The following is a 25,449-nucleotide window of genomic DNA, read 5'->3' as shown; positions in this document are numbered from 1 at the left end:
TGGGCTTCGGGACCCGCCCGGGTGTGGCAGGCTGACAGGATGACCGACCAGTACGTCCTCACCCTCTCGTGCCCCGACAAGCAGGGCATCGTGCACGCCGTGTCGAGCTACCTCTTCATCACGGGGTGCAACATCGAGGACAGTCAGCAGTTCGGAGACCGTGACACCGGTCTCTTCTTCATGCGGGTCCACTTCTCGGCCGAGGCCCCGGTGAACGTCGAGAAGCTGCGGGCGAGCTTCGCCGCGGTCGGTGACGCCTTCACCATGGAGTGGCAGATCAACCGCGCCGACGAGCGCATGCGGGTCGTCCTCATGGTGTCGAAGTTCGGCCACTGTCTGAACGACCTGCTGTTCCGGTCGCGGATCGGCGCGCTGCCCGTGGAGATCGTCGCCGTCGTCTCCAACCACACCGACTTCGAGGAGCTCGTCGGCTCCTACGGCATCCCGTTCCGGCACATCCCGGTGACGAAGGACACGAAGCCGGCGGCGGAGGCGGAACTCCTGGAGCTGGTCCGGCAGGAGAACGTCGAGCTGGTCGTCCTCGCCCGCTACATGCAGGTCCTCTCCGACGACCTGTGCAAGCAGCTCTCCGGCCGGATCATCAACATCCACCACTCCTTCCTCCCCAGCTTCAAGGGCGCCAAGCCCTACCACCAGGCGCACACGCGCGGCGTGAAGCTGATCGGCGCGACGGCCCACTACGTGACGGCCGACCTCGACGAGGGCCCGATCATCGAGCAGGAGGTCGAACGCGTCGGCCACGAGGTGACCCCCGACCAGCTGGTCGCGATCGGCCGCGACGTGGAGTGCCAGGCCCTCGCCCGCGCGGTCAAGTGGCACGCGGAACGCCGCATCCTCCTGAACGGCCGCCGCACGGTCGTCTTCGCCTAGGACCGGGGACCCGGACACGGCCCGGCGGGGCCACCGCCGCTACAACCGGCTCAGTGACGCCGCCGCCGAGAGGACGTCTCGGATGGCTTCTCGGTCGCCGTCCTGGCCCGCTGCCGCCTCCTGGGGGGAGACGTGGCCCGCCACCAGCTGGCAGAACTCCACGCCGTCCATCGCCACCTGCGCCACCGTGTGGTCCGGGGAGCCCACGGCGGCCGGGGAGTCGAGGGCGATGTACCAGTGACCGCCGCCCGGGCCCTCCACCTCCAGGTGGAGCGTGCGGCCCGGCGTGCCCGCCTCCACCAGGTGCCGGGCCGGGGACGCCAGGCCCGTGCGGCGGCGGTTCGCGAGGGCGCCGGGGAGCAGCCGGGCCGCCAGGTCGATCATGTCGTGCAGATGCGCCCCGCTCGGCGGCGCGTACGGGTACGCCACCGCCTGCGCGATGTCGTCCGCGTGCACCCAGCACTCGAACGCCCGCTCAAGCAGCGAGTCCCGCAGCGGCAGCGCGAAGTCCTTGTAGGTGACCGTCAGGTCCGCCACCCCTCGCCCCGCGAACGAGACCGTCCGGATCAGCGTGTGGCTCTGCTCCCGCCAGGGCCCCCGCAGCGCCCGGCCCGGCGGCCGGTCCAGGCCCGACCAGAACGCCTCCGTCCGCGCGGCCGGCGACAGCTCCGGTGTCCCCTCGCCCAGCGGATCGTCGAGCCCGAGTGCCGCCGACACCATGCCGTCCACCGCGAAGAGGTGCCCGATGACGGCGGCGACCGTCGCCTTCCGCCGGACGACCTGGTCCTCCTCGTACCACTTGAGCCGTACCGGCGCGTGCCACTCCGACTCGCCGATGTCCCGCAGCAGCGCGTCGAGGCGCGCCGTCTCCGCGTCGTACGGCGTGACCCAGCCGGGGACCGGGATACGGGCCGGGCGGCGGCCCAGGCAGCTCTCCAGGACCCGGGACCGCAGCAGCGGGTCGAGGTCCAGGTCGCGGTCCTCGTGCAGCAGCGCCACGGCGTCACGCAGCCGCAGCGCCTCGTCCGCGCACGGCGCGCAGGCCGTGAGGTGGTCCTCGACGGCCTTCGTCTCCCCGGCGGAACACGCCGAGAGCGCCCAGGCCCCGAGCAGGGACTTGAGCACACCGTGGGTGAGGACCGGCACCTCCGGTTCGGGCTCCGCTCCCGGTACCTCCGCCGTCAGGTCCGCGTGGTCGTCCGCCGCCCGGCGCGGCCCGGGCACCCACGGGGCGCGTGCGACGCCGTCCGCGTCGCCGTTCGCCCCGGTCACAGCGCCCGTCCGTAGCCGGGCGGTCCGCCGCCCTCGGGGTGCCGGGTGTTCGCCGAGGACAGCAGCTGGAGCCCGAGGCGGAGGCGTCGCCGCGCCTCGTCCTCGGTGACGCCGAGGTCGGCGGCGGTCTGGCGGTAGTCCCGCCGCTGGAAGTACGCCAGTTCGAGCGCGGCTCTGAGCGGTGTCGGCATCGACGTCACGATGTAGTCGGCGCGCGCCGCGACCGAGGCCCGCCGCACCTTCTGCTCCAGCTCCTCGGCGGAGCCCCGGCCCGTCTCCGCAAACGCCGTCGCCTCGGCCTGCCGCAGCCGGTGCACGGCCTGCGACTGCGTCAGCCGGGCCACCCACGCGCGCATGTTGCCCTGCTTGGGGTCGTACGCGTCGGGGTTCTCCCAGATGTAGCCGAAGACCTCGCGGGTGATCTGGTCGGCCGCGTCGTCGTCGTCGAGGACCCGGTGGGCGAGGCTGTGCACGAGCGAGGCGAACCGGTCGTACAGCTCGCCGAGCGCGGCTGCCTCCCCGCGCGCCAGCCGCTGCTGCATCCTGCGGTCCCAGCGCCGTGGTGTCTCCATGTCCGCCCCTCCGCCCTCTCCCGGCTCCCTCCGGCGCCCCCCGGTCCTCCTCCAAAGTAGTGCGCCGTACCGACAGCGCACCTCCCTTTGCCGCAAGTGCGCCCTTGACGGGGATCCGGGTGGTAAGGAAAGCGTCAACCTTCGGCGGGGTGGTTTCGGCGGTGTGGGGTGGGGCAGGCGGCGTTCCGTGACGACGATCGAGGTCGACGAGGACGAACACGGCTCCTGGACGCTCTTCCGCGTGCGGGGAGAACTGGACCTGGTCACCTCCCCCCGCATACGTCGCCGCGTCCACGACGTGGTCGCGGGGGGCCGTCATGACCTGGTGCTCGACCTGTCCGCCGTCCGGTTCTGCGACTCCAGCGGCGTGGGCATGCTGATCGCGGCCCGCCGTCTGCTGCGCTCCTGCGGCGGCCGGCTCCGCCTCGTCCTGCCCGAGGACAGGGAGGGTCACGTCGGCCGGGTGCTCGCCGCGCTCGGCGTCCGGCGCCTCTTCGAGGTGTACGAGGACGGGTCGGCGGCGCTCACCGGCACGGACCCGCTGCCCGTGGACGCGCCGCTCACCGGGCCGGGCACCGACGAGGCGGACACCGGTGCGGTGAGCGTCACCAGGGCGGATCTCATCGCGACCGACCGAATCGCTCCCTCAGCCGGTACTTGAGCACCTTCCGCAGCGTCTCGTTGCGGGGGAGCGCGTCCACCACCTCCAGCTGTTCCGGCAGCTTGTGGACGGAGAGGCCCGCCTCGCGCAGGAAGGCCGTCACCGCCGGGAGGGTCAGCGGGGAGGCCCCCGGCGGCTGTTCCACGACCGCGCAGACGCGCTCGCCGCGCTCGGCGTCCGGGAGGCCTATGACGGCCGCGTCGCCGACGTCGGGGTGCGCGTGGAGGAGGTCCTCGATCTCCTTGGCCGAGATGTTCTCTCCCTTGCGGATGATGATGTCCTTGACCCGGCCGGTGAGGACGAGGTGCCCGCTCGGGGTCAGGTGTCCGAGGTCCCCGGTGACGAGGAAGCCGTCCTCGTCGAACGCGGCGGCCGTCTGGGCCGGGTCCAGATAGCCCCGGCAGACGGCCTCGCCGCGCAGGCGGACCTCACCGGAGCCGGTGATCCGGATCTCCATCCCGGCGGGCGGGCGCCCCTCGGTGGTCGCCAGGTTCTCGGGGGTGTCGTCGGGGTCGCCCATCGTGATCATGGGGACCTCCGTCATGCCGTACCCGTGGGTGAGCTGGCAGCCCAGCTCCTTCCGTACGGCGTGGTAGATCTCCGGCGGCTTCGGCGCCCCGCCGCCCGCGAGCAGCCGCAGGGTGGGGATGACCGGTTCGCCGGGCCGTTCGCGCTGCGCGGCGAGGAACATCGCGTAGAAGGCGGTGGAGCCGCCGGCGACGGTCACGCCGTGCCGGCGGTACTCGTCCAGGGCGTCCGGCAGCGCGAACTGTTCGAACATCACCGCCGGGAACCCGTAGAGCAGCAGCATCACCGTGTAGTCGGGCCCGGCGATGTGCGCGTACGGGAAGGCCATCGAGCCGACGTCGGCGGGGGTCAGGCGGAGCGCGTGGGCGAGGCAGGAGCCGCCGGCGAGGAGCGAGCGGTCGGTGTGCAGGACGCCCTTGGGGTCGGAGGTCGTGCCGGAGGTCCAGTAGATCCACCGGACGTCGGTGCCCGAGGCGGGCGGCGGGGGCAGCACCGCCGGGTCGCCGTCGGGCAGGGACGCGTACGCCTCGAAGACGCCGCGCGCGCCGAGCCGCCGGGCCATCTCCGTATGGTCGAATCCGCGCCATTCTCCGGGGACGGCGAAGAACTCGGCGCCGGACTCCCGCAGCGCGAAGCCGACTTCCTTGTCCCGGTAGAAGGGGATGAGGGGCGTCTGTACGGCTCCGATGCGGGCGAGCGCGAAGGAGAGCACCGCGGTCTCGATCCGGGTGGGCAGCTGCCAGGCGACGACCGTGCCGGGGCGCACGCCCCGCGCGTACAGGCCGGCGGCGCAGCGCTCGGCGCGGTCGCGGAGGCCGCCGAAGGTGAGGACGCGGTCGCCCTGGAGGAGGACGGGCCGGTCGGGGGTGAGGGCGGCGCGGCGCTCGACGAGCTCCCAGAGCGTGCGGGACCCGCCGAGCGTGTGTGCGGTCTCTTGCATCCCGTCCTCCTCTTGACTGACGTTCCGTCAGATCGTGCCGAGAGCGTAGAGGTGCGCCGCTTGTCGGTCCAGGGGTGCGGGGCTAGCCTGACCTCATCAGATCTGACGGGTCATCAGAAACGGGCGTCGGAGACGACGGCCCGGCGGAACCGGGAGAAGGCCCCATGACGGAACTGCCCCGCATCATCAGCGTCGACGACCACGTGATCGAGCCGGCCCACCTCTTCGAGACCTGGCTCCCGAAGCAGTACCGCGACCGCGGCCCCCGGCCCCTCACGGCCGGCATCGGCGAGCTCGCCTACGTCGCCGGCAAGTACCGGATCACCATGGACCCCGAAGGACCGCCCACCGACTGGTGGATCTACGAGGACCTCATGTTCCCGTACAAACGGAACATCGCCGCCGTCGGCTTCGACCGCGACGACATGACCCTGGAGGGCATCACCAGGGCGGAGATGCGGCGCGGCTGCTGGGACCCGAAGGCACGCCTCGCCGACATGGACCTCAACCACGTCGAGGCCTCCCTCTGCTTCCCCACCTTCCCCCGCTTCTGCGGCCAGACCTTCGCCGAGGCCCACGACAAGGAGGTCGCCCTCGCCTGCGTCCGCGCCTACAACGACTGGATGGTCGAGGAGTGGTGCGGGGACAGCGGCGGACGGCTGATCCCGCTCTGCATCATCCCCCTGTGGGACATCGACCTGGCCGTCGCCGAGATCCGGCGCAACGCCGCCCGCGGCGTCCGGGCCGTCACCTTCTCCGAGATCCCCACCCACCTCGGACTCCCCTCCATCCACTCCGGCCACTGGGACCCCTTCTTCGCCGTCTGCCAGGAGACCGGCACGGTGGTCAACATGCACATCGGGTCGTCCAGCCAGATGCCCGCCGCCTCCCCCGACGCCCCGCCCGCCGTCCAGGCCTCCCTGAGCTTCAACAACGCCATGGCCTCGATGATGGACTTCCTCTTCTCCGGGGTCCTCGTCAAGTTCCCGACGCTCAAGCTCGCCTACAGCGAGGGCCAGATGGGCTGGATCCCGTACGCCCTCGAACGCGCCGACGACGTGTGGGAGGAGCACCGCGCCTGGGGCGGCGTCCGCGACCTGATCCCCGAGCCCCCGTCCACGTACTACTACCGGCAGATCTTCTGCTGCTTCTTCCGCGACAAGCACGGCATCGCCTCCCTCGACGTCGTGGGGAGGGACAACGCCACCTTCGAGACCGACTACCCGCACGTCGACTCGACCTTCCCGCACACCAAGGAGGTCGCCCTCGACCACGTCCAGGGCCTCGACGACGAGACCGTCTACAAGCTCATGCGCGGCAACGCCATCCGCATGCTCGGCCTCGACCTCGACCGCGACCACGGAACCGTCTGATGGACCTCACCTGCACCGACGAGGAGGAGGACTTCCGCGCCCGGCTGCGGGAATGGCTCACCGCGACCCTGCCCGGCCTCCCGCCGAGACCCGACCCGACGGACTGGCCGGCCCGCCGGGCCTACGACTGCGGCTGGCAGCGCCGGCTGTACGACGCCGGATACGCCGACACCCACTGGGACGCCTCCCCGACGCAGCGGCTGATCTTCCTGGAGGAGACCGAACGCGCCGGCGCGCCCTACGTCGGCGCCAACTTCGTCGGACTCCTCCACGCGGGGCCGACGATCGCCGCCGAGGGCACCGCCGCACAGCGCGCACGCTGGCTGCCGCCGATCCTGCGCGGAGACGAGGTCTGGTGCCAGGGCTTCAGCGAACCGGACGCGGGCTCCGACCTCGCGTCCCTGCGGACCAGGGCGGTACGGGACGGGGACACGTACGTCGTCACCGGCTCCAAGATCTGGACCTCGCACGCCGAGGCCGCCGACTGGTGCGAACTGCTCGTACGGACCGACCCCGGAGCGGCGCCCCGGCACCGGGGCATCACCTGGCTCGCGATGCCCATGGACGCACCGGGCGTCACCGTACGGCCGCTGCGCACCCTCGCGGGCTCGACGGAGTTCGCCGAGGTCTTCCTCGACGAGGTACGCGTGCCCGTGGAGAACCGCGTCGGCGCGGAGAACGACGGCTGGCGGATCACCCTGGTGACCCTCTCCTTCGAACGCGGCACCGCCTTCGTCGGCGAGGTCGTCGCCTGCCGCCGCCTCCTCGGCGAACTCGCCCGTACGGCCCGCGAGAACGGCACCTGGGACGACGCCGTCCTGCGGCGGCGGCTCGGCAGGCTCTCCGCCGAGTTCCAGGCGCTGTGGCGCCTCGTCCAGGCCAACGTCAGCGAGGCCCAGGCCACCGGCGGGGTCCCCGGCACCGGCGGCTCCGTCTTCAAACTGCACTACTCCCACGCCCGCCAGGAGCTGTACGAGGCCGCCGCCGCCGTCCTCGGACCCGACGCGCTCGACCTCGACCGCGACTGGACCCTGGACCGGCTCTCCTCGCTCTCGTACACGATCGCGGCCGGCACCTCCCAGATCCAGCGCAACATCGTCGCCGAGCGCATCCTCGGCCTGCCGAAGGGCCGGTGACCGCCGCCGTGGACTTCCGACTCACCGAGGACCAGCGGGCGCTGCGCCGGGGCGTGCGCGACCTGCTCGCGCGCCTCTTCGACCGGGACGCCCTCCGGGCCGCCGTCGACGCGGGCGGCCTCGACCGGGGCCTGTGGCGGGAACTGGGCGCGGCCGGATTCTTCGCGCTGCGGCTGCCGGAGGAGGAGGGCGGGGTGGGGCTCGGGCTGCCGGAGGCGGTGCTCGTCTTCGAGGAGGCGGGCAGGGCGCTGCTGCCGGGACCGCTCGTCGCGACGCACCTGGCGGCGGGGTCCGTGCCGGGCGCCGCCGAGGGGGACGTGGTGGTGACCGAGGCCGCCGAGGGCCTCGTCCCCTGGCTGGACGAGGCGGACGTGGTCCTCGGGGACGCGCGGGGAGCCGCGCCGATGAGGTCGGTGGATCCGCTGACACCGCTGCACCGGGTGCCGGATCCCGGCGGCAGCGCCAACGGGGCCGGGCCCACGGTGCTCCGGCACGCCGCCGCGGTGCTCCTCACCGCCGCCGAGCAGGTCGGGAGTGCCGAGCGGACCACCGAGGCGGCCGTGCGGTACGCGCGGGAGCGGGAGCAGTTCGGGACGGCGATCGGCGGGTTCCAGGCGGTGAAGCACCTCTGCGCCGGGATGCTCGTGCGGACCGAGCTCGCCCGCGCCGCCGTGCGGGCCGCCTCCCTCACCGGCGACCCCGTCGAGGCCGCGGGCGCCAAACTCCTCGCCGACAGGGCCGCGACCGGCAACGCCCGCGACTGCCTCCAGGTCCACGGTGGCATGGGCTTCACCTGGGAGGCGGACGTCCATCTGCACCTCAAACGCGCGTGGGTGCGGGCCGAGCTGCGGCTGCCCGCCGCGCGCGCCGAGGAGGCGATGGCCGCCGCCCTGTAGCGGTCCGCGCCGGGCAGGTCACGGAACGTCGATATCGGGTTGTGTCCTTCGGCGGGGTCGTCACGGCCCGGAGTCGGCCTCCGGCTCCGGTACGCTCCGTGGGATGCGCGTGCATGTTGCCCCGGATCGTCCCGGTGTCGCCCCCGAGGTGACCCCGGCTCCGCGAATGCCCGCCGCTCGCGCCCGGCGTTCGACTCCCCGCAGAGTGCGTCGCACAGTATGGACCATGCGTACTCCTTCGCGCTGGAATATGCCCGAAGCGCTTGTTGCGGTGACTGTACGTCAACCATGCTGTCCCGTAAGGGAATCACGTTCCGTGAAGGTGTGTCCGCCGGTTCGGATGGTGTGAGCGGTGCAGGTGCTTCAGGTGCAGTTGGAGGTCGGGCCCGACCCGGCAGAGGTGGGGCGAGCCCGGAGGTGGGCCCGGTCACGGCTCGCCGGCTCGGGCATAGAGGCGGACGAGCCGCTGGCCGAGACGCTGGTGCTGCTCATCTCCGAACTCGTGACCAACGCCGTGGTGCACACCGGCTGTCCGGCCGTGCTGCGGATGCTGTTCGCGTCGGAGGGCGGGGTGCGGGTCGAGGTCGCCGACACGAGCGACCGCCCGCCGCGGCCCCGGCACGCGGAGGGCGAGGACACCAACGGGCGCGGCCTGGAGCTGGTCGACGGCCTCGCGGACCGGTGGGGCTGGGAGCCCGAGGGCGTCGGCAAGAGCATCTGGTGCGAGGTGGACCGGGCTCCGGCCGCGCCCCTGCCGGTTCCGGTGCCGGTGGGACCGGTGGTTCCGGGGGGCTCCGTGTCACCCGGACGGGTGCGCTGTTGACGTTTCATGGCGTTTTGACCACCCTGGGGTGAGCGATTCGTGGCGAGGGGAGCCGAGGGCCGTGTGCCCTCGGCGTGTGCGGGTCGTGGCCGGGTGGCGGCGGCCGTGCCGTGCTCGGGGCGCGCGCGAGCGCGCCGCCGCCCGCTGATGCCCCTGTGAACGTCCCCGTGAATCCCTGTCAGAGCACGGCGACCGGCGCGACCGGTGTGCCCGTGCCGCCGACGAAGGGCTCGGGCATCGCGGAGAGCAGGAACGCGTAGCGCCGCTCTTGTGCACAGGCTGTGGACAGAGATTCCAGATTCCAGTTCTGCCCCTGGAGCATCCCCATCTCGACGAGGTCGAGGGCGTGGACGGGCAGCCACAGGTCCTCGATCTCCGGCGGGAAGATCTCGAAGGTGAGCGTGTCGTTGGCGACGGCCGCGACGTCGCGGGCGTGGAACCACTCCGGCGTACGGACCGAGAGGCCCGGTGACGGGAACGCGTACCCGTGCCGGTCCCCGGCCAGGTACAGCCGCATCTGACCCGTCCGTACGAGCACGACGTCGCCGGACCGGACCGTGACCCCGCCGAAGTCGGCCGCCTCGTCCAGGTCCTCGGGCGTGACGGCGTGGTCGCCGGGCAGCCGGTCCAGCCCCTTCGCGGCGGCGACGTCGAGCAGGACGCCACGGCTCACGAGGTGCCGGGCGGTGTGGATGCCGCTGAACTCGGAGCGGCCGTGCGGGGTGATGGAGGCGGCGGGGCGGCCGTTGTAGAGGCGGCCCGAGTGCGAGACGTGGGTCAGGGCGTCCCAGTGGGTGCCGGCCTGCAGGCCCAGGGTCACGGCGTCGTCGCTGGTGGCGATCGTGCCGGGGCCGAAGAGCTCCTGGTTGATCTGGACCATGACGTGGAGCGGGTTGACCCGGCCGGGGATCACGCCGGTCTGCACGCCGTCCTGCTTGAGGTCGACGGCGAGCGGGACGCGGAGCCCCGAACGGACGGTGGCGACGGCGTCCCGTACGACCTCGTCCGTGACGAGGTTGAGCGTGCCGATCTCGTCGTCCCGGCCCCAGCGGCCCCAGTTGTTGACGCGCTTGGCGATCTCGTGGAATGCGGCGGGCAGAGACATCGGGGGCCTCCGGGGTCTTGTGGACCGGTATCTGACGGACCGTAGAATCCTGACGACGAACGAATCTAACGGACCGTCAGAAACTGCGGGAAGGGGCCGGGCGTGGGGAACTTCTTGGCTGACAAGGTCGTCGCCGTGACGGGCGCGGGACGGGGCATCGGCCGCGCCGTCGCCCTCGCGTGCGCGGCGGAGGGCGCGAAGGTCGTCGTCAACGACTACGGGGTGTCGATCGACGGCGGGGAACCCAGCTCCGAGATCGCCCTCGCCGTGGTCAAGGAGATCGAGGCGGCGGGCGGCACCGCCGTCGCCGTCGCCGACGACATCTCCACCATGGCGGGCGGGCAGCGGGTCGTCGACGTCGCCCTCGCGGAGTACGGCCGCGTCGACGGCGTCGTGTGCGTCGCCGGCATCCTGCGCGAACGGATGCTCTTCAACATGTCCGAGGAGGAGTGGGACCCGGTCGTCGCCACCCACCTCAAGGGCACCTTCACCGTCTTCCGGGCCGCGTCGGCGGTGATGCGCCGCCAGGGCGCCGGCACCCTCATCGGCTTCACGAGCGGCAACCACCAGGGCTCGGTGGCCCAGGCCAACTACGCGGCGGCGAAGGGCGGGATCATCTCGCTGGTGCGCAGCGCCGCCCTCGGACTCCACAAGTACGGGGTGACGGCCAACGCCGTGGCACCGGTGGCCCGGACCCGCATGTCCGCGAACGTCCCCATGGAACTGGCGGAGATCGGCGAACCGGAGGACGTGGCGGCGCTCGTCGTCTACCTGCTCTCCGAGCGGGCCCGGTCGGAGCGGATCACCGGCCAGGTGTACACGATCGCGGGCCCCAAGATCGCGGTCTGGGCCCAGCCGAGGGAACTGCGCGCGGGATACGCGGAGGGCGGCGCGTGGACCCCGGAACGCATCGCGGACTTCCTGCCGGGGACGGTGGGGGTGGACCCGATGCCGATGCTGGCACGGCTCGACGAGATGGCCCGGGCGGCGGCGGAGGGCTCCCGCCCGAACGCGGCCGAGGAGAACGGCTCATGAGAGGCGTCGTCTTCGACGGGAAGCAGGCCCGGGTCGTCGACGACCTGGAGGTGCGCCCGCCCGGCCCCGGCGAGGTGCTCGTCGCCGTCGCCGCCGCCGGACTCTGCCACAGCGACCTCTCCGTCATCGACGGCACCATCCCGTTCCCCGTGCCCGTCGTCCTCGGCCACGAGGGCGCGGGCGTCGTCGAGGCCGTGGGACCCGGCGTCACCCATGTCGTCCCCGGCGACCACGTCGCCCTCTCCACGCTCGCCAACTGCGGCGCCTGCGCCGACTGCGACCGGGGGCGGCCCACGATGTGCCGGAAGGCCATCGGGAGCCCGGGGCGCCCGTTCTCCCGGGACGGGAACCCGCTGTACCAGTTCGCCTCCAACTCCTCCTTCGCCGAGCGGACCGTCGTCAAGGCCGTCCAGGCCGTGCGGATCCCGAAGGACATCCCGCTCACCTCCGCCGCCCTCATGGGCTGCGGCGTCCTCACCGGCGTCGGCGCCGTACTCAACCGCGCCCGGGTCGGCCGGGGCGAGACCGTCGTCGTCATCGGCACCGGCGGCATCGGCCTCAACGTCCTCCAGGGCGCCCGCATCGCGGGCGCCCTCACGATCGTCGCCGTCGACACCAACCCCGCGAAGGAGGAGGTGGCCCGCCGGTTCGGCGCCACCCACTTCCTCACCTCCGCCGACGGCGTACGGGACGTCCTGCCCACCGGCGCCGACCACGTCTTCGAATGCGTCGGCCACACCGGACTCGTCCGCGCCGCGATCGACCTGCTCGACCGGCACGGCCAGGCGATCCTGCTCGGCATGACCGCCCCCAAGGCGGAGGCGAGCTTCCTCCCGGCCGCGATGTTCCTCGACAAGTCGATCCTCGGCTGCCGCTACGGCTCCTCCCGCCCCCAGCGGGACATCCCCCTCTACGCCGAGCTGTACCGCTCCGGCCGCCTCCTCCTCGACGAACTCGTCACCGCCACCTACCCGGTGGAGGAGTTCGCGCGGGCCGTCGAGGACGCCGAGCGGGGAAAGGTGGCCAGGGGCGTGCTCACCTTCTGAAGCCGTACGGAAAGGGCTGGGCATCAGGAGTCAGGAGCCGTACGGTCCTGGACATGTCCTACCGCGAGCTCGCCATCCGCCCCGTCCTCGTCTGGTCCGTCGTCACCGTCGCCGGGCGGCTGCCGGTCGCGATGGCGCCGCTCGCGCTCGTGTTCCTCGTCCGGGAGCGGCCCGGCGGCTACTCGCTCGGCGCCGCGCTCGCCGCCGCGTACGTGCTCGGGGAGATCGTCGCCGCCCCCGTCCTCGGCATGCGCATGAACGCCGAGCGGGCCCGCCCGCAGCTCGTCGCCGGACTCGCCGCCGGCGCCGCCGGGTTCGCCGGGCTCGGCCTCCTGCCCGGCGCCCACCCGGCCGTCCTCGCCGCCCTCGCGCTGCTCGCCGGCGCGGGACCCGCCGCCGTGCCCGGCGGGCTGCGCGCCCTGCTCACCAGCCTCGTCCCGGAACGCGCCGTCACCCAGGCCATGAGCATGGAATCGGTGCTGACCTTCGGGATCTGGGCGGCCGCCCCCGCGCTCGCCACCGGTCTGGCGCTCGGCGTCGACCCCGCCGTACCGCTGCTCCTCCAGGGAGTCCTGATGGGCCTCTCGGTGGCCGGACTGTGGCTGCTGCCGGCCGGCTGGGCGGCCGAACCGCCGGAGAAGGGGGCCTCGGCGCGACGGGCGCTGCTGCGGGCCTGGCCCGTCTACGTCCTCGGGGCCGGCGCCCTGACGCTGCTCGCGCTCGCCGAGCTGATCCTGCCCGCCCTGCTGGAACAGCGCGGGATCGGCATCGGCTGGGCGGGGCCCCTGCTCGCCGGGTTCTCCATCGGTTCGGCCGTCGGCGCGTTCGTGTACGGCCTGCGGGGCGGCCGCTGGCCGGGAGCGCTGCCGGTCCAGTCCGTCGTCCTCGTCCTCGGCGTGTCCGCCGGGGTCGCCCTCGTCGCCGTCCTGCCCTGGACGGTGGGCATCGCGATCACCCTCGCGCTGTCCGGCCTCCTCATGGCCCCCGCCATGCTCACCCGGAACCTGGCCCTGCGGGAGATCCTCCCGCCGTCCGCGCTCGCCGCCGGGTACTCGGTCATGTACGCGGCGGTCGGCGCGGGTTACGCGGCGAGCGGCACCCTCGCGGGCGGCCTGCTCACGGTGGTCGCCCCGTCGACGGCGATCCTGTGCGGGGTCGGCCTGACCGTGCTGCTCACGGTGGTCGGGGCGGTGGGGGAGCGGCGGACGGCCCGCGTCGCCGCAGTGCCCGCCGGTCAGGACGCCGTCGCGCCGGTGCGGAAGGTGCGCCGGTAGGACGTCGGGGTCACCCCGATCGCGCTCATCAGGTGCGACCGCAGCGACTGGGCCGTGCCGAAGCCCGCGTCCCGCGCGACCCGGTCGACGGGCAGGTCGGTGGACTCCAGCAGGTGCCGGGCGCGCTCCACGCGCTGCTGGGTGAGCCACTGGCCGGGGCTGATGCCGACCTCGTCACGGAAGCGGCGGGTGAACGTCCGTACGCTCATGGCCTCCTTCTCGGCCAGGTCCCGCAGCTGGATCGGCTCGTGGAGGCGGGCGAGCGCCCACGCGCGCGCGGACGTCGTCGTGTGGGTGCCGGCCTCCGGCAGGGGCCGCTCGATGTACTGGGCCTGGCCGCCGTCCCGGTGCGGCGGCACGACGGTCCTGCGGGCGACGTCGTTGGCGACGGCCGTACCGTGGTCGCGGCGCACGATGTGCAGGCACAGGTCGATCCCGGCGGCCACGCCCGCCGAGGTGAGGACGTCGCCGTCGTCGACGAACAGGACGTCCGCGTCGACCCGTACGCGCGGGAAGAGACGCTGGAAGTGCTCGGCGGAGGACCAGTGGGTGGTGGCTGGGCGCCCGTCGAGGAGACCGGCGGCGGCGAGCACGTACCCGCCGGTGCAGATGGAGACGAGCCGGGTCCCGGGCCGTATGTGGGCGAGGGCGGCCGCGAGCTCGTCGGTGAGCCTGCCCTCGTCGTAGACCGGGCCGAGTTCGTACGAGGCGGGGACGACGACGGTGTCGGCGGTGGCGAGCGCCTCCGGGCCGTGCTCGACGTGGACGGCGAAGTCGGCGTCGGTCTGGACGGGCCCGGCGACCGGGGCGCAGGTGACGATCTCGTACAGCAGCCGGCCCTCGGCGTCGCGGGCGCGGCCGAAGATGCGGTGCGGGATGCCCAGCTCGAAGGGGAGGAGACCGGGCAGCGCGAGGACGGCGACGCGGTGCGGCGGCGTCGGGGGCCGGGGTGTCGGCGGCACGGGCGGTGTCCCCTCCGGAAAATCCACTGGTGGTCCAGACCACTCGGGTGATAGGTCAGCTGTCCGTGACGGACAACACGTACAAGTCTGAGGCCGCCGAGCGGATTCCCGCCCCGCCCGCCCCGCCCGCGCTCTGGAACCGTAACTTCCGGCTCTTCTTCGTCGCCCGGGGCGTCGCCGTCTTCGGCGAGGGCATGGTCCCCGTCGCCTTCGCCGCAGGGCTCCTCGGCGCCGGCCACCCCGGCTCCACCGTGGGCTACGCGCTCGGCGGCTGGACGGCCGCCTTCGCGCTCTTCGTCCTCTTCGGCGGGGTCCTCGCGGACCGGTTCACCGCCCGCCGCATGATGATCCTCGCCGATCTGCTGCGCCTGCCCGGAGCCGCCGTCCTCGCCGTCTCCTTCACCCTCGGCAGCCCGCCGCTCTGGGCGGTGTACGTCCTCTCCGTCGCCGCCGGCATGGGCGCCGCCCTCTTCCAGCCCGGCGTCGCCTCCACGATCCCGCGCATCGCCTCCGACGTGCAGCGCGCCAACGCCGTCCTGCGGGTCGTCGAAGCCCTCATGACCATGGCGGGCCCGGCCGCCGCCGGCCTCCTCGTCGCGGTGTGGAGCGCGGGCGCCGCGTTCGCCGTCAACGGCGCCACGTTCGCGGTCAGCGCCCTCTGCCTCGCCCTCATGCGCATCCCGCGCCTCCCGTCCGACTCCCTGCGCCGCGACTCGCTCGGCGCCGAACTCGCCGGAGGCTGGCGCGAGTTCAAGGCCCGGAGCTGGCTCTGGGGGGTCATCTCCATCTGGACGGTGTACGGGCTGACCGTCGCGGGACCCATGGTGCCGCTCACCGCGAGCCTCGTCACCGAGGACCACGGCTCGGCCACCTACGGCGTGCTCATGGCCGTCAACGGCGCCGGAAGCGCCGTCGGCGGCCTGCTCGCCCTCCGGCTGCGCCCCCGCACGCCCCTCGCGGCGGGCGCGGTCGCCCTCCTCGGCCTCCCCGTGAACCTCCTCCTGCTCGGTCTCGGCGCGCCGGTGGCCCTGCTCGGGGCGGGCCAGTTCATCGGCGGGGCGGCCTTCGCGTTCTGGCTGGTGATGTGGTCGACGGCCGTCCAGACGCACGTACCGCAGGAGGCCCTGAACCGGATGCACGCGTACGACGTGGCCGGCTCGCTCCTGATGATGGGCGTCGGCCGCACCCTGTCGGGGCCGGTGGCGGCGGCGGTCGGCACGGAGGAGGTGCTGCTCGCGGGGGCGGGGATCGCGGTGCTCGTGGTGGGCGCGCTGCTGGCGGCCCGACCGATCAGGACGCTGGCGCGGGTGTAGGGGTGGGGGCGGAGGGGCCGGGGTGGGGTTGGCGGGTTCTCCGGGGTGGCCGGCGGGGTCCGGGGCCCGAGGTGGCCGACGGGACCCTGGGTGGGGCCGGCGGGGTCCGGGGTGGCCGGGGGGCCCGGAGTGGCCGGGGAGTGACCCGGCTTGGCCCGGGGTGTGACCCGGCTTGGCCCCGGGTGTGGCCCGATTCTTTGGAAACCTGTCATTCGGGCCAATGGCCGGGACGCGCCCGAGACGGGAGGCTCACTGGCATGGCCCAGACAACCGAGACGCCCGCCCGTACGCCCGACGGACCGGCCGCCGCCCGCAACCCCCGGATCCACCGCGCCTGGTTCGTCGCGGCGGTCACCTTCGTCACGATCATCGGGGCCGCGGCCTTCGCGTCGCTGCCGGGCCTGCTGATCGAGCCGCTGCACGAGGAGTTCGACTGGTCGCGCGGCACCATCGGCTTCGCCGTCTCGGTGAACCTCGCCCTCTACGGCCTGACGGCGCCCTTCGCCGCCGCCCTCATGGACCGCTTCGGCATCCGCCGGGTCGTCGCCGTCGCCCTGACGGTCATCTCCGTGGGCTCGCTCCTCACCGTGTGGATGACGGCCGCCTGGCAGCTCGTCCTCTACTGGGGCGTCCTCGTCGGCCTCGGCAGCGGCTCGATGGCCCTCGCGTTCGCCGCGACCGTCACCAACCGCTGGTTCGTCGGCCGCCGGGGCCTGGTGACCGGCATCCTCACCGCGGCCGGCGCCTCCGGGCAGCTGATCTTCCTGCCCCTGCTCTCCTGGCTGGTCGAGCACCACGGCTGGCGCCCCGCCGCCGTGACCGTGGCGCTCGCCGCCCTCGCGGTCGTCCCCTTCGTCTGGCTGCTGCTCCGCGACCACCCGGCGGACGTCGGACTCGCCCCGTACGGCGGGGAGTACGCCGACAAGCCCGCCCCCGTGACGGGCGCGGCCCGCCGCGCGGTCACCGTCCTCCTCAAGGCGGCCCGCACCGGCCCCTTCTGGCTGCTCGCCGGCTCGTTCGCGATCTGCGGAGCGTCCACGAACGGCCTCGTCAAGACGCACTTCGTGCCCGCCGCCCACGACCACGGGATGCCCGTCACGGCCGCCGCGGGACTCCTCGCGGTGATCGGTGTCTTCGACGTCGTCGGCACGATCGCCTCGGGCTGGTTCACGGACCGCTTCTCCGCCCGCCGGCTGCTCGCCGTGTACTACGCCCTCCGCGGTGTCTCGCTGCTCTTCCTGCCGATGCTGCTGGCGCCCTCCGTGCACCCGCCGATGCTGTTCTTCATCGTCTTCTACGGCCTCGACTGGGTGGCCACCGTCCCGCCCACGATCGCCCTCTGCCGGGAGCACTACGGCGAGGACTCGGCGATCGTCTTCGGCTGGGTCCTCGCCTCCCACCAGGTGGGCGCGGCGGTCGTCGCCTTCGCGGGCGGGCTGGCCCGGGACGTCTTCGGCTCGTACGACGTCGTCTGGTACGCGTCGGGTGCCCTGTGCGCGGCGGCGGCCCTGATGGCCCTGGTGATCCGCCGCCCGTCCCTGACGGGAGCGTGACGCGCCGACCCGCCTACGGCCGCCCGGCACCCATTGCCGCGTCCCCGCCCTGCTCCGTGCCGCGCCGACGGTGCGGGCGTCCCCCGTGCGGGGTGTCTGCGGCCCCTCGCCGCGCCCGCGGCCCCACCCCCGTGCGGGCGATCGCTCGTCCCTTGCGGCGCGCCCGGTGCGGGGGCAGGGCCCGGCGGAGCCGCCCCACCCGCCGTGTGGGCATTCGTCCCGCTGGGCGGGACGGGTGGGCACACGGGACGGCGCCCTTGGCGGGCGCCTCCGCCCCCTGTGCCCTGACCCGCACCCCCTGTGGGCCGTGCACGGGGTGCGGGTTCAGGCGCGGAAGCCCAGGCCCGGCACGGGGCGCCGTCCGTTGTGCCCACCCGTTCCGCCCCAGCAGAACGAATGCCCACAACGGGGGGCGGGTGGGCTCCGCCCCAGCGGGGCGAATGCCCACGACGGGGGTGGGTGCCGCCCGCCGGTGCGGAGGGCCACGACGGCGGGGCCGGTGCTGCCCGGCTGGGCGGAGGTCCGCACCGGGGCCTGTAGGTGGCGTCGCTACGGGGTGAAGTGGCCGAAGTGGCCCCGGTGGAAGAGCAGCGGCGCGTCCTCGTTCGTCGTGTCCAGGGACTCCACCCGGCCGACCACGATCAGGTGGTCGCCGCCCGTGTGGACGGTGGTGATCGTGCAGTCGATCCAGGCCGGGGCGTCCGGCAGCAGCGGGGAGCCGGTGACCGGGGCCGGGGTCCAGGCCACGCCCGCGAACTTGTCGGCGCCGCTCACCGCGAACGCCCGGCACAGTCCGGCCTGGCCGGCGCCGAGGACGTTGACGCAGAAGGTTCCCGCGGCGGCGATCCGGGGCCAGGTCGTCGACGTCCGGGCGACCATGAAGGCGACCAGGGGCGGGTCGAGGGAGAGCGAGGCGAAGGACTGGCAGGCGAAGCCCGCCGGGCCGTCGGCGTCGAGGGCCGTCACGATCGTGACCCCGCTCGCGAAGTGGCCGAGGACCCGGCGGAACTCGGCCGGGTCGACGGGCGGCCGCTCGTCCGCCCGTACCGCGCGCAGTACCGGCCGGGGCAGTGGTTCGACGGCCGTCGGCGACCCGGCCGCTCTCAGGTGTCGGACGGCGGTGGCCGCCATCCCCGCGTGTCCCATCACACCGCCCATTGAAACTGACGGCTCGTCAGATAGGAAGCCCCCGGGTGCGACGGACGACCGTCGCCCCCGGGGGCCGTGGAGCGGGTGGACGGGTCAGCCGGTGACCGCCGCCGTCGACCGGGTCCAGGCGGTGCCGGCGGTGTGGCCGGTCCGGTGGGCCGTCACCTTGACGGTGATCCGGGTCCCGCGCTGCGCCGCGGTGAGGGTGTGCGTGGCCCGCGTCGCGCCGGCGATGGCCCGCCCGTTGGCGTACCACTGGTAGGTGTACGAGGTCGGTGCCGGCGTCCAGGCGCCCCGGTTGAGGGTGAGGACCCGCCCGACCCGGACGGTGCCGGTGACGTAGGGAGCGGTCGTCGCCTTCGGCGCGAGGCCGAGGGCGACGGTGTACCCGGCGGTCGTGTACGCGCCGCTGAGGTGGCCGGTCCGGTGCGCGGCGACGGTCACGGTCAGCTTCTTGCCGAGGGCCGCCGGGGGCAGGACGTAGCTCGCGCCGGTCGCGCCGGGGATGGCGAGGCCGTTGACGCGCCACTGGTAGGTGTACGAGGTCGGCGCGGGCGACCAGGCGCCGACCACGGCCGTGACCTTCCCGCCCACGCGCGCGGAGCCGGTGATGTACGGGTTCCGTGTCGGCTTCGGTGCGAGGGCCTTGACGGTCACGCCGGCGCTGGTGGCGAGCACGGCCGGGTGTCCGGCCTTGCGGGCGCCGACGGCCACGGACAGCTGCTTGCCGAGGAGCGTGGAGGGCACCACGTACGAGGAGGCGGTGGCGCCGGAGATGGAGACGCCGTTGGCCTTCCACTGGTAGACGAACGAGTCGGCCGCCGGCGACCAGGCGCCGTTCCCGGCCGTCACCTTGGCACCGATGACGGGGGTGCCGACGACGGTGGGGGCGGTGGTGTTGCGGAGCGCGGCGACCACCGTGACCGACGGCTTCATGTACTGCGCGCCGAACGCGTGGACGCTCGTGCTCAGCGAACCGAGCGGCGCACCGGTCAGGTCGAGGGCCACCGTCATGCTGCGCCGGTCCGGCGCGACGGAGACGGTGGTGGACTCGGCCCGGTAGGACCCGTTCGTCAGCACGACCTTGGCGGAGGCGGGCAGCGCCGAGCCGGTGACGGTCATGGTGATCTTCCCGCGGCCGAGCGTGGCCGGACCGACGGTGCCGAGGGAGCGCTCGTCGGTCCCGCAGACGGGTCCGTCACAGGAGAACTGCGCGTGGACCGGCGTGGAGGTCTGCGCCGGCTTCTCCGGGAGGCCGATCACGAGCGTGGTCGGCTTGGCCGTCTTCGGGTACGCGTTGGACAGCGAGCACTGGTAGACCTGGCCCTCGCTCGTGTACGCGCCGCCGCAGGCGTTCACACGGCTGCTCCGGTCGTACAGCCGCGGCCGGGGCATCGTCTCGAAGGTGCCGGCCGGGGTGAGGGTCACGTCGAAACGGTCGCCCGAGGCGGTCGGCACCGCCCAGCACAGCGCGCTGTGCTGCTCGCTGAGGGTGCCGGTGAGGGGGCCGAAGCCGTAGCTCACGTTCGCCACCTGGGCGCACTCCGGGGCGGGCCCGGAAGGCGTGCCGATGCGCGCTGCGTCGAGCCGGTAGGCGGCGGGAGAGGTGCCGCCCGCCGGGACCTGGAGCAGCACCTGGTACGCGGCGGAACCGGTGGCGGCACAGCCCCTGGTGAAGTAGTCGCAGACCACGTCACCCTCGGCGTCGAACGCCATGAGCCGGACGGCGTCGCCGGTGTCCCGCACGTCCAGGTGCAGGGTGTCCCCGGCGGCGGACGTCGTGACCCGGCGGCACTGGAACGTGCCGGGCGCGGCCGGGACGCCTCCGGTGGACGGGCCGCCGACGGCGACGGCCGGGGTCGTCACGCAGCCGACCGCGGTCGCGGTGACGTCCTGGCGGGTCAGCGGGGTCTCGCCGGCCGCGTCACGGCCCTGGACGAGGACCATGTGGGCGAGGCCCGGGGTCAGGTCACAGACCGAGAAGGTGCCGTAGTAGTTGCGGATCTCGCAGCTGACCTTGCCCTGGGCGTCCACCACGACGGCCTCGGCGGACAGGCCGCCCGTGCCCTTCGCGATCTGGAACAGCTCGTTGGCGGAGTGGGCGCCGGCGGGGATCGTGAGGCAGTCGGCGAAGACGCCGTCACCGGTCCTGACGACCGAGCGGGCCGGGGCCGCGCTGAAGTCGCCCGCGGTGAAGGTCCGGCAGGCGGCGGGCGCGGGAGCGTCGGTGCGGTGGACGACGAGACCGTAGCCGTCGCCGCCCTCGTTCACGTCCTCGTCGACGACGACCGCCCGGTAGGGGGCGGTTCCGCCGAGCACGCAGGTGGCGTCCCACAGGTTCGTGGCGTTGAGGCACTGCTCGGCGCCGGTCGCGTCGTACACCGTGATGTCGGTGCCGAGGTCCGACAGGACGGCGAGGTGCGCGCCCTGCGGCACCGGCAGGTTCAGGCAGTGGACCTCACCGGGCGCGGAGAACGTGCCCCGGTAGGCGGCGGCGAGCGCGACCCCGTCCACGCAGCCCTCGGTGGAGCCGCGGCCGAAGACCTGGACGGCGTCGTCGGTGAGGACGGTGTACGTGGTGCCCGCGGTGAGCGTGCAGAACGCGTCGTAGCCCCGGCAGGCGTAGGTGCCGTCCTGGGCGTACACGGAGACGTTGCTGCGGTGGCCCTCCTCGCTCACGGCCCGCACGTCGTAGCGGCCGGACGCGGTGGGCGTGAAGGTCTTGCAGCCGGTCGCGGGTCCGGACCGGTCCGGCGCGGTGCCGTAGACGGCCGGGGCGACGGTGGCGCAGCCCTCGGGGTCGGACAGACGCCGGACCTTCAGGGTGTACGGGGAGCGGGTGCCGTCCTCCTGGTCGCCGACGATCGCGTGGACGCGGTAGCCGCCGGTGCCCCCGGGCAGGACGCAGCCCTCGGAGCCGTCCTGGTTGCGCTCCACGCACAGGCGCTTGCCGGTCGCGTCGGAGATCCACGCGAAGGAGTCGCCGTAGCCGGAGCGCCGCAGTTCGGTCGTGACCCGCTCGCCCGGGGCGGCGGTGAAGGTGTGGCAGACGACGCCGAGCGCGCCGGCGCCCGTACCGGTCGCCGGGGCCGTGGTGTACCCGGTGCCGGGGACGGCGGGGCACGCGCCCTGGGCGGTGGCCGCCAGCGGGACGAGGGCGACCCGGTTCCGGGCGGTCTCCCAGGCGTGGTTGGTGAGCTTCAGCGTGTACTGGCCGGCGGCCAGGTCGCACCAGGCGTCCTTGTAGGACCAGTCCTGGCACGTGACCTTGTCCTCACCCGAGTACAGCCCCGGGTAGGTGTCGTAGCCGCCGTCGATGAGGATGCGGTGCGTGCCGGCCTGCTCGACGGTGACCGTGAAGCAGGCGGTGGACTGGGACTCGATGGCGACCTGGCGGATCGCGTCGCCCGGCTCACCCAGCGGCGCGAGCGGGAGCGGTGCGCAGGGCTCCGCCGTCGGTTCCGTCGAAGGGGCCGGGGTGACCGTCTCCGTCGGGTCCGACGGCGTCGGGTCCGGCGTCGGCGTCGGTTCGTCGGCGCCCTGCGGCCGGGCCGCGGGCTCGCCCGGGGCCTGGGCGCCCGGGGCCTGGGCGGCCGGAGCCGAAGCGGAGGCGGCCGACGCGACCGGCTCGGGCGTGGCCGCCAGGGCCGTACCCGCCGGAAGCATGGGGACGAGCAGGGTCGTCAGCAGGGCGGGAACCAGAAGGAGCGACCTTCGGGATCTTCGGGATCGTGTGCGCGAGCGCGCGGAGTCGGACATGCCGTTCCCCCCGGAGCGGTGTTCTGTCATATGCGCGTCACACCATACGGCCCGCCCCGGACGCGCGTCGCGCGACTATCGCCCCTCGTACCGCGCCCCCCTCCGCTCCACGAAGCTCGCCACCCCCTCCCGGGCGTCCCTCGTCGTCATGTTCAGCTCCTGCGCCACCGCCTCCGCCGCGAACGCGGACGCGCGGTCCGTGTCCAGCGACGCGTTGACCAGCTGCTTCGTCAGGGCGAGGGCCCGCGTCGGACCCTGCGCCAGGCGCTCGGCCCACTCCCGGGCCGTCTTCTCCAGGTCCTCCGCCGGGACCACCCGGTTCACCAGGCCCAGCTCCTTCGCCTCCGCCGCCGTCACCGCGTCCCCGAAGAACATCAGCTCCTTCGCCCGCTGCGGCCCGATCAGCCTCGGCAGCAGATACGCCCCGCCCCCGTCCGGGACGAGACCCCGCCGGACGAACACCTCGATGAAACGCGCCGACTCGGAGGCGAGGACCAGGTCGCACGCGAACGCCAGATGCGCCCCGAGCCCCGCAGCCGTGCCGTTCACCGCCGCGATCACCGGCTTCTCGCAGTCCAGTACGGCTCCGACGAACCGCTGGGCCCCGAGCCGGATCATCCGGGCCACGTCCCCGGCGACCTGCTCCCTCGCGGCCGGCGCGCCCCGCAGGTCCGCGCCCGCGCAGAAGCCCCGGCCGGTGGCGGTGACGACCACCGCGCGGATCCCCGGGTCGGCGGAGGCCTCGGCGAGCAGGGCGACGATCCGCTCCCGCTGGTCCCGGGTGACCGCGTTCATCGCCTCGGGGCGGTTGAGCGTGATCCACGAGACGCCGTTCGCGACGCTGTGCAGGACCTCGTCCACAAACGGCTCCTAACGGCAGACCGCGAGCGCGTCCAGGGCCACCGCGCCCTGCCCGCGCGGCAGCACCATCAACGGGTTGATGTCCAGTTCGGCGAGGTCGCCGTCGAGTTCGAGGGCCATCCGCTGCACCCGCAGGACGACTTCGACGAGCGCGTCGACATCGGCGGGCGGCGCGCCCCGCACGCCGTCGAGGAGCGCCCGGCCCCGCAGCTCGGCGAGCATCGAGCGGGCCTCCCGCTCGCCGAACGGCGGCACGCGCACGGCCGTGTCGTTCAGGACCTCCACCAGGACCCCGCCGAGACCGACCGTCACCGTCGGACCGAACAGCTCGTCGTGGGTCACGCCCACCACCATCTCGACCCCGCGCCCCACCATCTGGCAGACCAGGATGCCGTCGAGGTCGACGGACTCGAAGCGGGCGATGTCGGTGAGCTCGCGGTAGGCGTCCCGCACCTGGCTGGCCGAGGTCAGCCCGACCTTCACCAGGCCCAGCTCCGTCTTGTGGGCGAGCTGGGTGCCGGAGGCCTTCATCACCACCGGATAGCCGACGAGCCCGGCGGCCCGCACCGCAGCCGCCGCACTGGTGACGAGCTGCTCGCGGGGGACGCGTATCCCGTACGCCCGCAGCAGCTGCTTCGCCGCGTGTTCGCTGAGCCGGCGGCCGGGCCGCATGAGGGCCTGCGCCTTGCGGAGGGACGGGGAGGGGGTGCGGGGCGCCTCGTCGAAGGGGGAGCGGTAGCCGGTGGTGAAGCGGTGGTGGTCGAGGTAGGCCTTCACGGCCCCGATGCAGTTGGAGAACGTACGGAAGGTGGCGACGCGCGACGAGCCGAGCAGGGTCGTGCGGTACGCGTCCTCCGTGCCGACCGGCGAGCCCCAGACCACGCACACCAGCTTGTCCGTCGCCTCGGCCGCGTCGACCAGGTCCTGCGCGAGCCGGTCGCTCATCGGGGGGAAGGGGCCGGTGATGGGACAGATGAGGACGCCGACGGAGGGGTCCGCGAGGATCGCGTCGATGATCTTCCGGCCGCGCCAGTCGCCCACCGGGTGACCGCCGTTGTCGACGGGGTTGGCGACGTCGAGGTACTCCGGGATCCACTGGTGCAGCTCGTCCTGCTTGGCCTGCGGGAGGGCGGGGAGGTCGAGCCCGGCGGCCGTGGCCAGGTCGGCGAAGTGGGCGCCCGTACCGCCGGAGATCGAGTAGACGACGACGCCCTCCGCGACCGGCCGCCGGGCGCGGGCGAGGAGCGTCGCGGTGTCCTGGAGCTGGTCGAGCCCGTCGACCCGGATCACCCCGAACTGGCGCATGGCCGCGTCGACGACCTGGTCGGCGCCGGTGAGCTTGCCGGTGTGGGAGGCGGCGGTACGGGCCCCGGTCTCGGTGCGCCCGACCTTCACGGCGACGACGGGGACGCCGTGGCGGGCCGCGCGGTCGGCGGCGAGGAGGAACGAGCGGCCGTCCTTGAGCCCCTCGACGTAGCAGGCGATGGCGCCGACCTCGGGCCGTCCGGCGAAGTACGAGAGGAAGTCGGCGGTCTCCAGGTCGGCCTCGTTGCCGGTGGGCGCCCAGTGGGAGAGCCGGACGCCCAGCTCCTGGAGGGTGAAGACGGGCCGCCCCTGGTGACCGGACTGGGTGATGAGCGCGACGGCGGGCCCTTCGAGGTCCTCGCGGAACCGCTCGAAGGCGTTGAGGTTGGTGTTGGGGCCGAGGAGCCGGAGCCCGGAGCGGCGGACGGCGGCGGCGAGACGTTCCTGCGCGGCGGCGCCGGCCGCCCCGGTCTCGGCGAACCCGGACGCGAACGCGACCGCGAACCTGACCTTGGTGGCGGCGAGTTCCTCGACGACGGGCAGCGGATCCGCGACGAGCAGGACGGCGAGGTCGACGGGCTCGGTGAGCGCGCCGACGGAGGGCACGCAGTCGATCCCGAACACGCTGGTACGGGTGGGGTGCACGGGCACGAGCCGGGCGCCGACCCGCTCGGCCCAGGCGAGCAGCTGCCGGGTGATCCCGGTGTTGGGCCGCCCCTCGGTGTCGGAGGCGCCGACGACGGCGACGGACTCGGGCCGGAAGAACCGGTCCAGGTCCGGCACGGGCGCGTACAGCGGCCGCCCGCTGACGTCCCGGTCGCCGGCGACGGCGGTGACACCGTGCACGGCGGTCGTCGGGGGCTCTCCGCAGGCCACCACGCGGGCGCGGAGATCGGTGGTGAAGGTGCCGTGAGTCGATCCGAGCATCGTTCCGCTCCACCCTTCCGCCCATGACAGAGAACCTGACGCTTAGTCAGGTTACAGAACTGACGGCC

Annotated in this window: 19 protein-coding genes and 1 pseudogene; 11 read left to right on the top strand and 9 right to left on the bottom strand. The window is 73.7% G+C overall.

What is annotated here, in order from left to right:
* Window positions 1-39: 39 nt before the first annotated feature.
* On the top strand, window positions 40-891 hold the full coding sequence (gene purU / locus AMK29_RS09570; RefSeq protein ID WP_073810417.1) for a formyltetrahydrofolate deformylase: 852 nt from the start codon (window positions 40-42) through the stop codon (window positions 889-891).
* A gap of 39 nt (window positions 892-930) precedes the next feature.
* On the opposite strand, the gene AMK29_RS09565 is transcribed toward purU, so the two are convergent.
* Together AMK29_RS09565 and AMK29_RS09560 are read right to left on the bottom strand one after the other, a co-directional pair.
* The gene (locus AMK29_RS09565) at window positions 931-2,163 is read right to left on the bottom strand and encodes a maleylpyruvate isomerase N-terminal domain-containing protein (protein WP_073810416.1); all 1,233 of its coding nucleotides are present in this window, start codon (window positions 2,161-2,163) and stop codon (window positions 931-933) included.
* Window positions 2,160-2,735 carry a sigma-70 family RNA polymerase sigma factor gene (locus AMK29_RS09560; protein WP_073810415.1) on the bottom strand — a complete coding sequence of 192 codons (576 nt, stop codon included), beginning with the start codon at window positions 2,733-2,735 and terminating at the stop codon, window positions 2,160-2,162. The genes AMK29_RS09565 and AMK29_RS09560 overlap by 4 nt, the downstream gene beginning before the upstream one ends.
* Window positions 2,736-2,922: 187 nt before the next feature.
* Here AMK29_RS09560 and AMK29_RS09555 point away from each other — a divergent pair.
* A pseudogene (locus AMK29_RS09555) lies at window positions 2,923-3,258 on the top strand (STAS domain-containing protein); the annotation flags it as partial.
* A gap of 97 nt (window positions 3,259-3,355) precedes the next feature.
* Here AMK29_RS09555 and AMK29_RS09550 read toward each other — a convergent pair.
* Window positions 3,356-4,864, bottom strand: a complete 1,509-nt coding sequence (locus AMK29_RS09550) for a class I adenylate-forming enzyme family protein (RefSeq protein WP_073810414.1) — start codon at window positions 4,862-4,864, stop codon at window positions 3,356-3,358.
* 164 nt (window positions 4,865-5,028) lie between these two features.
* On the opposite strand from AMK29_RS09550, the gene AMK29_RS09545 reads away from it, so the two are divergent.
* The 4 genes from AMK29_RS09545 to AMK29_RS09530 all read left to right on the top strand — a co-directional run bounded on the left by AMK29_RS09545 (window position 5,029) and on the right by AMK29_RS09530 (window position 9,092).
* Window positions 5,029-6,237: an amidohydrolase family protein gene (locus AMK29_RS09545; RefSeq protein ID WP_073810413.1), complete on the top strand. Its 1,209-nt coding sequence runs from the start codon at window positions 5,029-5,031 to the stop codon at window positions 6,235-6,237.
* Window positions 6,237-7,373, top strand: coding sequence for an acyl-CoA dehydrogenase family protein (locus AMK29_RS09540; protein ID WP_073810412.1), 1,137 nt, complete (start codon window positions 6,237-6,239; stop codon window positions 7,371-7,373). Before AMK29_RS09545 ends, AMK29_RS09540 begins: the two co-directional genes overlap by 1 nt.
* Before the next feature lie 8 nt (window positions 7,374-7,381).
* Window positions 7,382-8,269 carry an acyl-CoA dehydrogenase family protein gene (locus AMK29_RS09535; RefSeq protein ID WP_073810776.1) on the top strand — a complete coding sequence of 296 codons (888 nt, stop codon included), beginning with the start codon at window positions 7,382-7,384 and terminating at the stop codon, window positions 8,267-8,269.
* A gap of 352 nt (window positions 8,270-8,621) precedes the next feature.
* Window positions 8,622-9,092, top strand: coding sequence for an ATP-binding protein (locus AMK29_RS09530; RefSeq protein ID WP_073810410.1), 471 nt, complete (start codon window positions 8,622-8,624; stop codon window positions 9,090-9,092).
* A gap of 178 nt (window positions 9,093-9,270) precedes the next feature.
* On the opposite strand, the gene AMK29_RS09525 is transcribed toward AMK29_RS09530, so the two are convergent.
* Entirely contained in the window at window positions 9,271-10,197 is a 927-nt protein-coding gene (locus tag AMK29_RS09525) for a cyclase family protein (protein WP_073810408.1), read from the bottom strand.
* Between the two features lie 102 nt (window positions 10,198-10,299).
* Here AMK29_RS09525 and AMK29_RS09520 point away from each other — a divergent pair, with 102 nt between their 5' ends.
* Genes AMK29_RS09520 through AMK29_RS09510 form a run of 3 tightly spaced genes read left to right on the top strand, consistent with a single transcriptional unit; the run spans window position 10,300 to window position 13,552 of the window.
* Complete coding sequence (locus tag AMK29_RS09520) at window positions 10,300-11,232, top strand: SDR family NAD(P)-dependent oxidoreductase (protein WP_073810407.1); 933 nt, start codon at window positions 10,300-10,302, stop codon at window positions 11,230-11,232.
* A complete protein-coding gene (locus AMK29_RS09515; protein ID WP_073810406.1) occupies window positions 11,229-12,278 on the top strand; it encodes a Zn-dependent alcohol dehydrogenase in 1,050 nt (349 codons plus the stop codon). Before AMK29_RS09520 ends, AMK29_RS09515 begins: the two co-directional genes overlap by 4 nt.
* 53 nt (window positions 12,279-12,331) lie before the next feature.
* Window positions 12,332-13,552, top strand: a complete 1,221-nt coding sequence (locus AMK29_RS09510) for an MFS transporter (RefSeq protein WP_073810405.1) — start codon at window positions 12,332-12,334, stop codon at window positions 13,550-13,552.
* On the opposite strand, the gene AMK29_RS09505 is transcribed toward AMK29_RS09510, so the two are convergent.
* Window positions 13,513-14,514, bottom strand: a complete 1,002-nt coding sequence (locus AMK29_RS09505; protein ID WP_073810404.1) for a GlxA family transcriptional regulator — start codon at window positions 14,512-14,514, stop codon at window positions 13,513-13,515. The genes AMK29_RS09510 and AMK29_RS09505 overlap by 40 nt on opposite strands.
* Window positions 14,515-14,573: 59 nt before the next feature.
* Between AMK29_RS09505 and AMK29_RS09500 the strand changes: the two genes are divergently transcribed.
* Both AMK29_RS09500 and AMK29_RS09495 read left to right on the top strand, forming a co-directional pair.
* Window positions 14,574-15,827, top strand: coding sequence for an MFS transporter (locus tag AMK29_RS09500; protein WP_073810772.1), 1,254 nt, complete (start codon window positions 14,574-14,576; stop codon window positions 15,825-15,827).
* 257 nt (window positions 15,828-16,084) lie between these two features.
* Window positions 16,085-17,380: an MFS transporter gene (locus AMK29_RS09495; RefSeq protein ID WP_073810403.1), complete on the top strand. Its 1,296-nt coding sequence runs from the start codon at window positions 16,085-16,087 to the stop codon at window positions 17,378-17,380.
* A gap of 549 nt (window positions 17,381-17,929) precedes the next feature.
* On the opposite strand, the gene AMK29_RS09490 is transcribed toward AMK29_RS09495, so the two are convergent.
* The 4 genes from AMK29_RS09490 to AMK29_RS09475 form a co-directional block, all read right to left on the bottom strand.
* On the bottom strand, window positions 17,930-18,538 hold the full coding sequence (locus AMK29_RS09490; protein WP_241845211.1) for a flavin reductase family protein: 609 nt from the start codon (window positions 18,536-18,538) through the stop codon (window positions 17,930-17,932).
* Window positions 18,539-18,622: 84 nt separating this feature from the next.
* The gene (locus tag AMK29_RS09485; RefSeq protein ID WP_073810399.1) at window positions 18,623-22,195 is read right to left on the bottom strand and encodes a hypothetical protein; all 3,573 of its coding nucleotides are present in this window, start codon (window positions 22,193-22,195) and stop codon (window positions 18,623-18,625) included.
* Between the two features lie 168 nt (window positions 22,196-22,363).
* Window positions 22,364-23,083, bottom strand: coding sequence for an enoyl-CoA hydratase/isomerase family protein (locus tag AMK29_RS09480; RefSeq protein WP_241845243.1), 720 nt, complete (start codon window positions 23,081-23,083; stop codon window positions 22,364-22,366).
* A 75-nt stretch (window positions 23,084-23,158) separates the two neighbouring features.
* Entirely contained in the window at window positions 23,159-25,381 is a 2,223-nt protein-coding gene (locus tag AMK29_RS09475) for an acetate--CoA ligase family protein (protein WP_073810394.1), read from the bottom strand.
* Window positions 25,382-25,449 lie beyond the last annotated feature (68 nt).

This window comes from Streptomyces sp. CB02261, assembly GCF_001905665.1.
GTDB lineage: Bacteria > Actinomycetota > Actinomycetes > Streptomycetales > Streptomycetaceae > Streptomyces.
This window is presented reverse-complemented; position numbering and strand designations above follow the sequence as displayed.

Excerpts from the sequence above, each read along its gene's own strand:
- purU (WP_073810417.1), top strand. The coding sequence starts at position 40 with ATGACCGACCAGTACGTCCTCACCCTCTCGTGCCCCGACAAGCAGGGC.
- AMK29_RS09560 (WP_073810415.1), bottom strand. The coding sequence starts at position 2,735 with ATGGAGACACCACGGCGCTGGGACCGCAGGATGCAGCAGCGGCTGGCG.
- AMK29_RS09550 (WP_073810414.1), bottom strand. The coding sequence starts at position 4,864 with ATGCAAGAGACCGCACACACGCTCGGCGGGTCCCGCACGCTCTGGGAG.
- AMK29_RS09545 (WP_073810413.1), top strand. The coding sequence starts at position 5,029 with ATGACGGAACTGCCCCGCATCATCAGCGTCGACGACCACGTGATCGAG.
- AMK29_RS09540 (WP_073810412.1), top strand. The coding sequence starts at position 6,237 with ATGGACCTCACCTGCACCGACGAGGAGGAGGACTTCCGCGCCCGGCTG.
- AMK29_RS09525 (WP_073810408.1), bottom strand. The coding sequence starts at position 10,197 with ATGTCTCTGCCCGCCGCATTCCACGAGATCGCCAAGCGCGTCAACAAC.
- AMK29_RS09515 (WP_073810406.1), top strand. The coding sequence starts at position 11,229 with ATGAGAGGCGTCGTCTTCGACGGGAAGCAGGCCCGGGTCGTCGACGAC.
- AMK29_RS09510 (WP_073810405.1), top strand. The coding sequence starts at position 12,332 with ATGTCCTACCGCGAGCTCGCCATCCGCCCCGTCCTCGTCTGGTCCGTC.
- AMK29_RS09495 (WP_073810403.1), top strand. The coding sequence starts at position 16,085 with ATGGCCCAGACAACCGAGACGCCCGCCCGTACGCCCGACGGACCGGCC.
- AMK29_RS09490 (WP_241845211.1), bottom strand. The coding sequence starts at position 18,538 with ATGGGCGGTGTGATGGGACACGCGGGGATGGCGGCCACCGCCGTCCGA.
- AMK29_RS09485 (WP_073810399.1), bottom strand. The coding sequence starts at position 22,195 with ATGCTTCCGGCGGGTACGGCCCTGGCGGCCACGCCCGAGCCGGTCGCG.
- AMK29_RS09480 (WP_241845243.1), bottom strand. The coding sequence starts at position 23,083 with ATGAACGCGGTCACCCGGGACCAGCGGGAGCGGATCGTCGCCCTGCTC.
- AMK29_RS09475 (WP_073810394.1), bottom strand. The coding sequence starts at position 25,381 with ATGCTCGGATCGACTCACGGCACCTTCACCACCGATCTCCGCGCCCGC.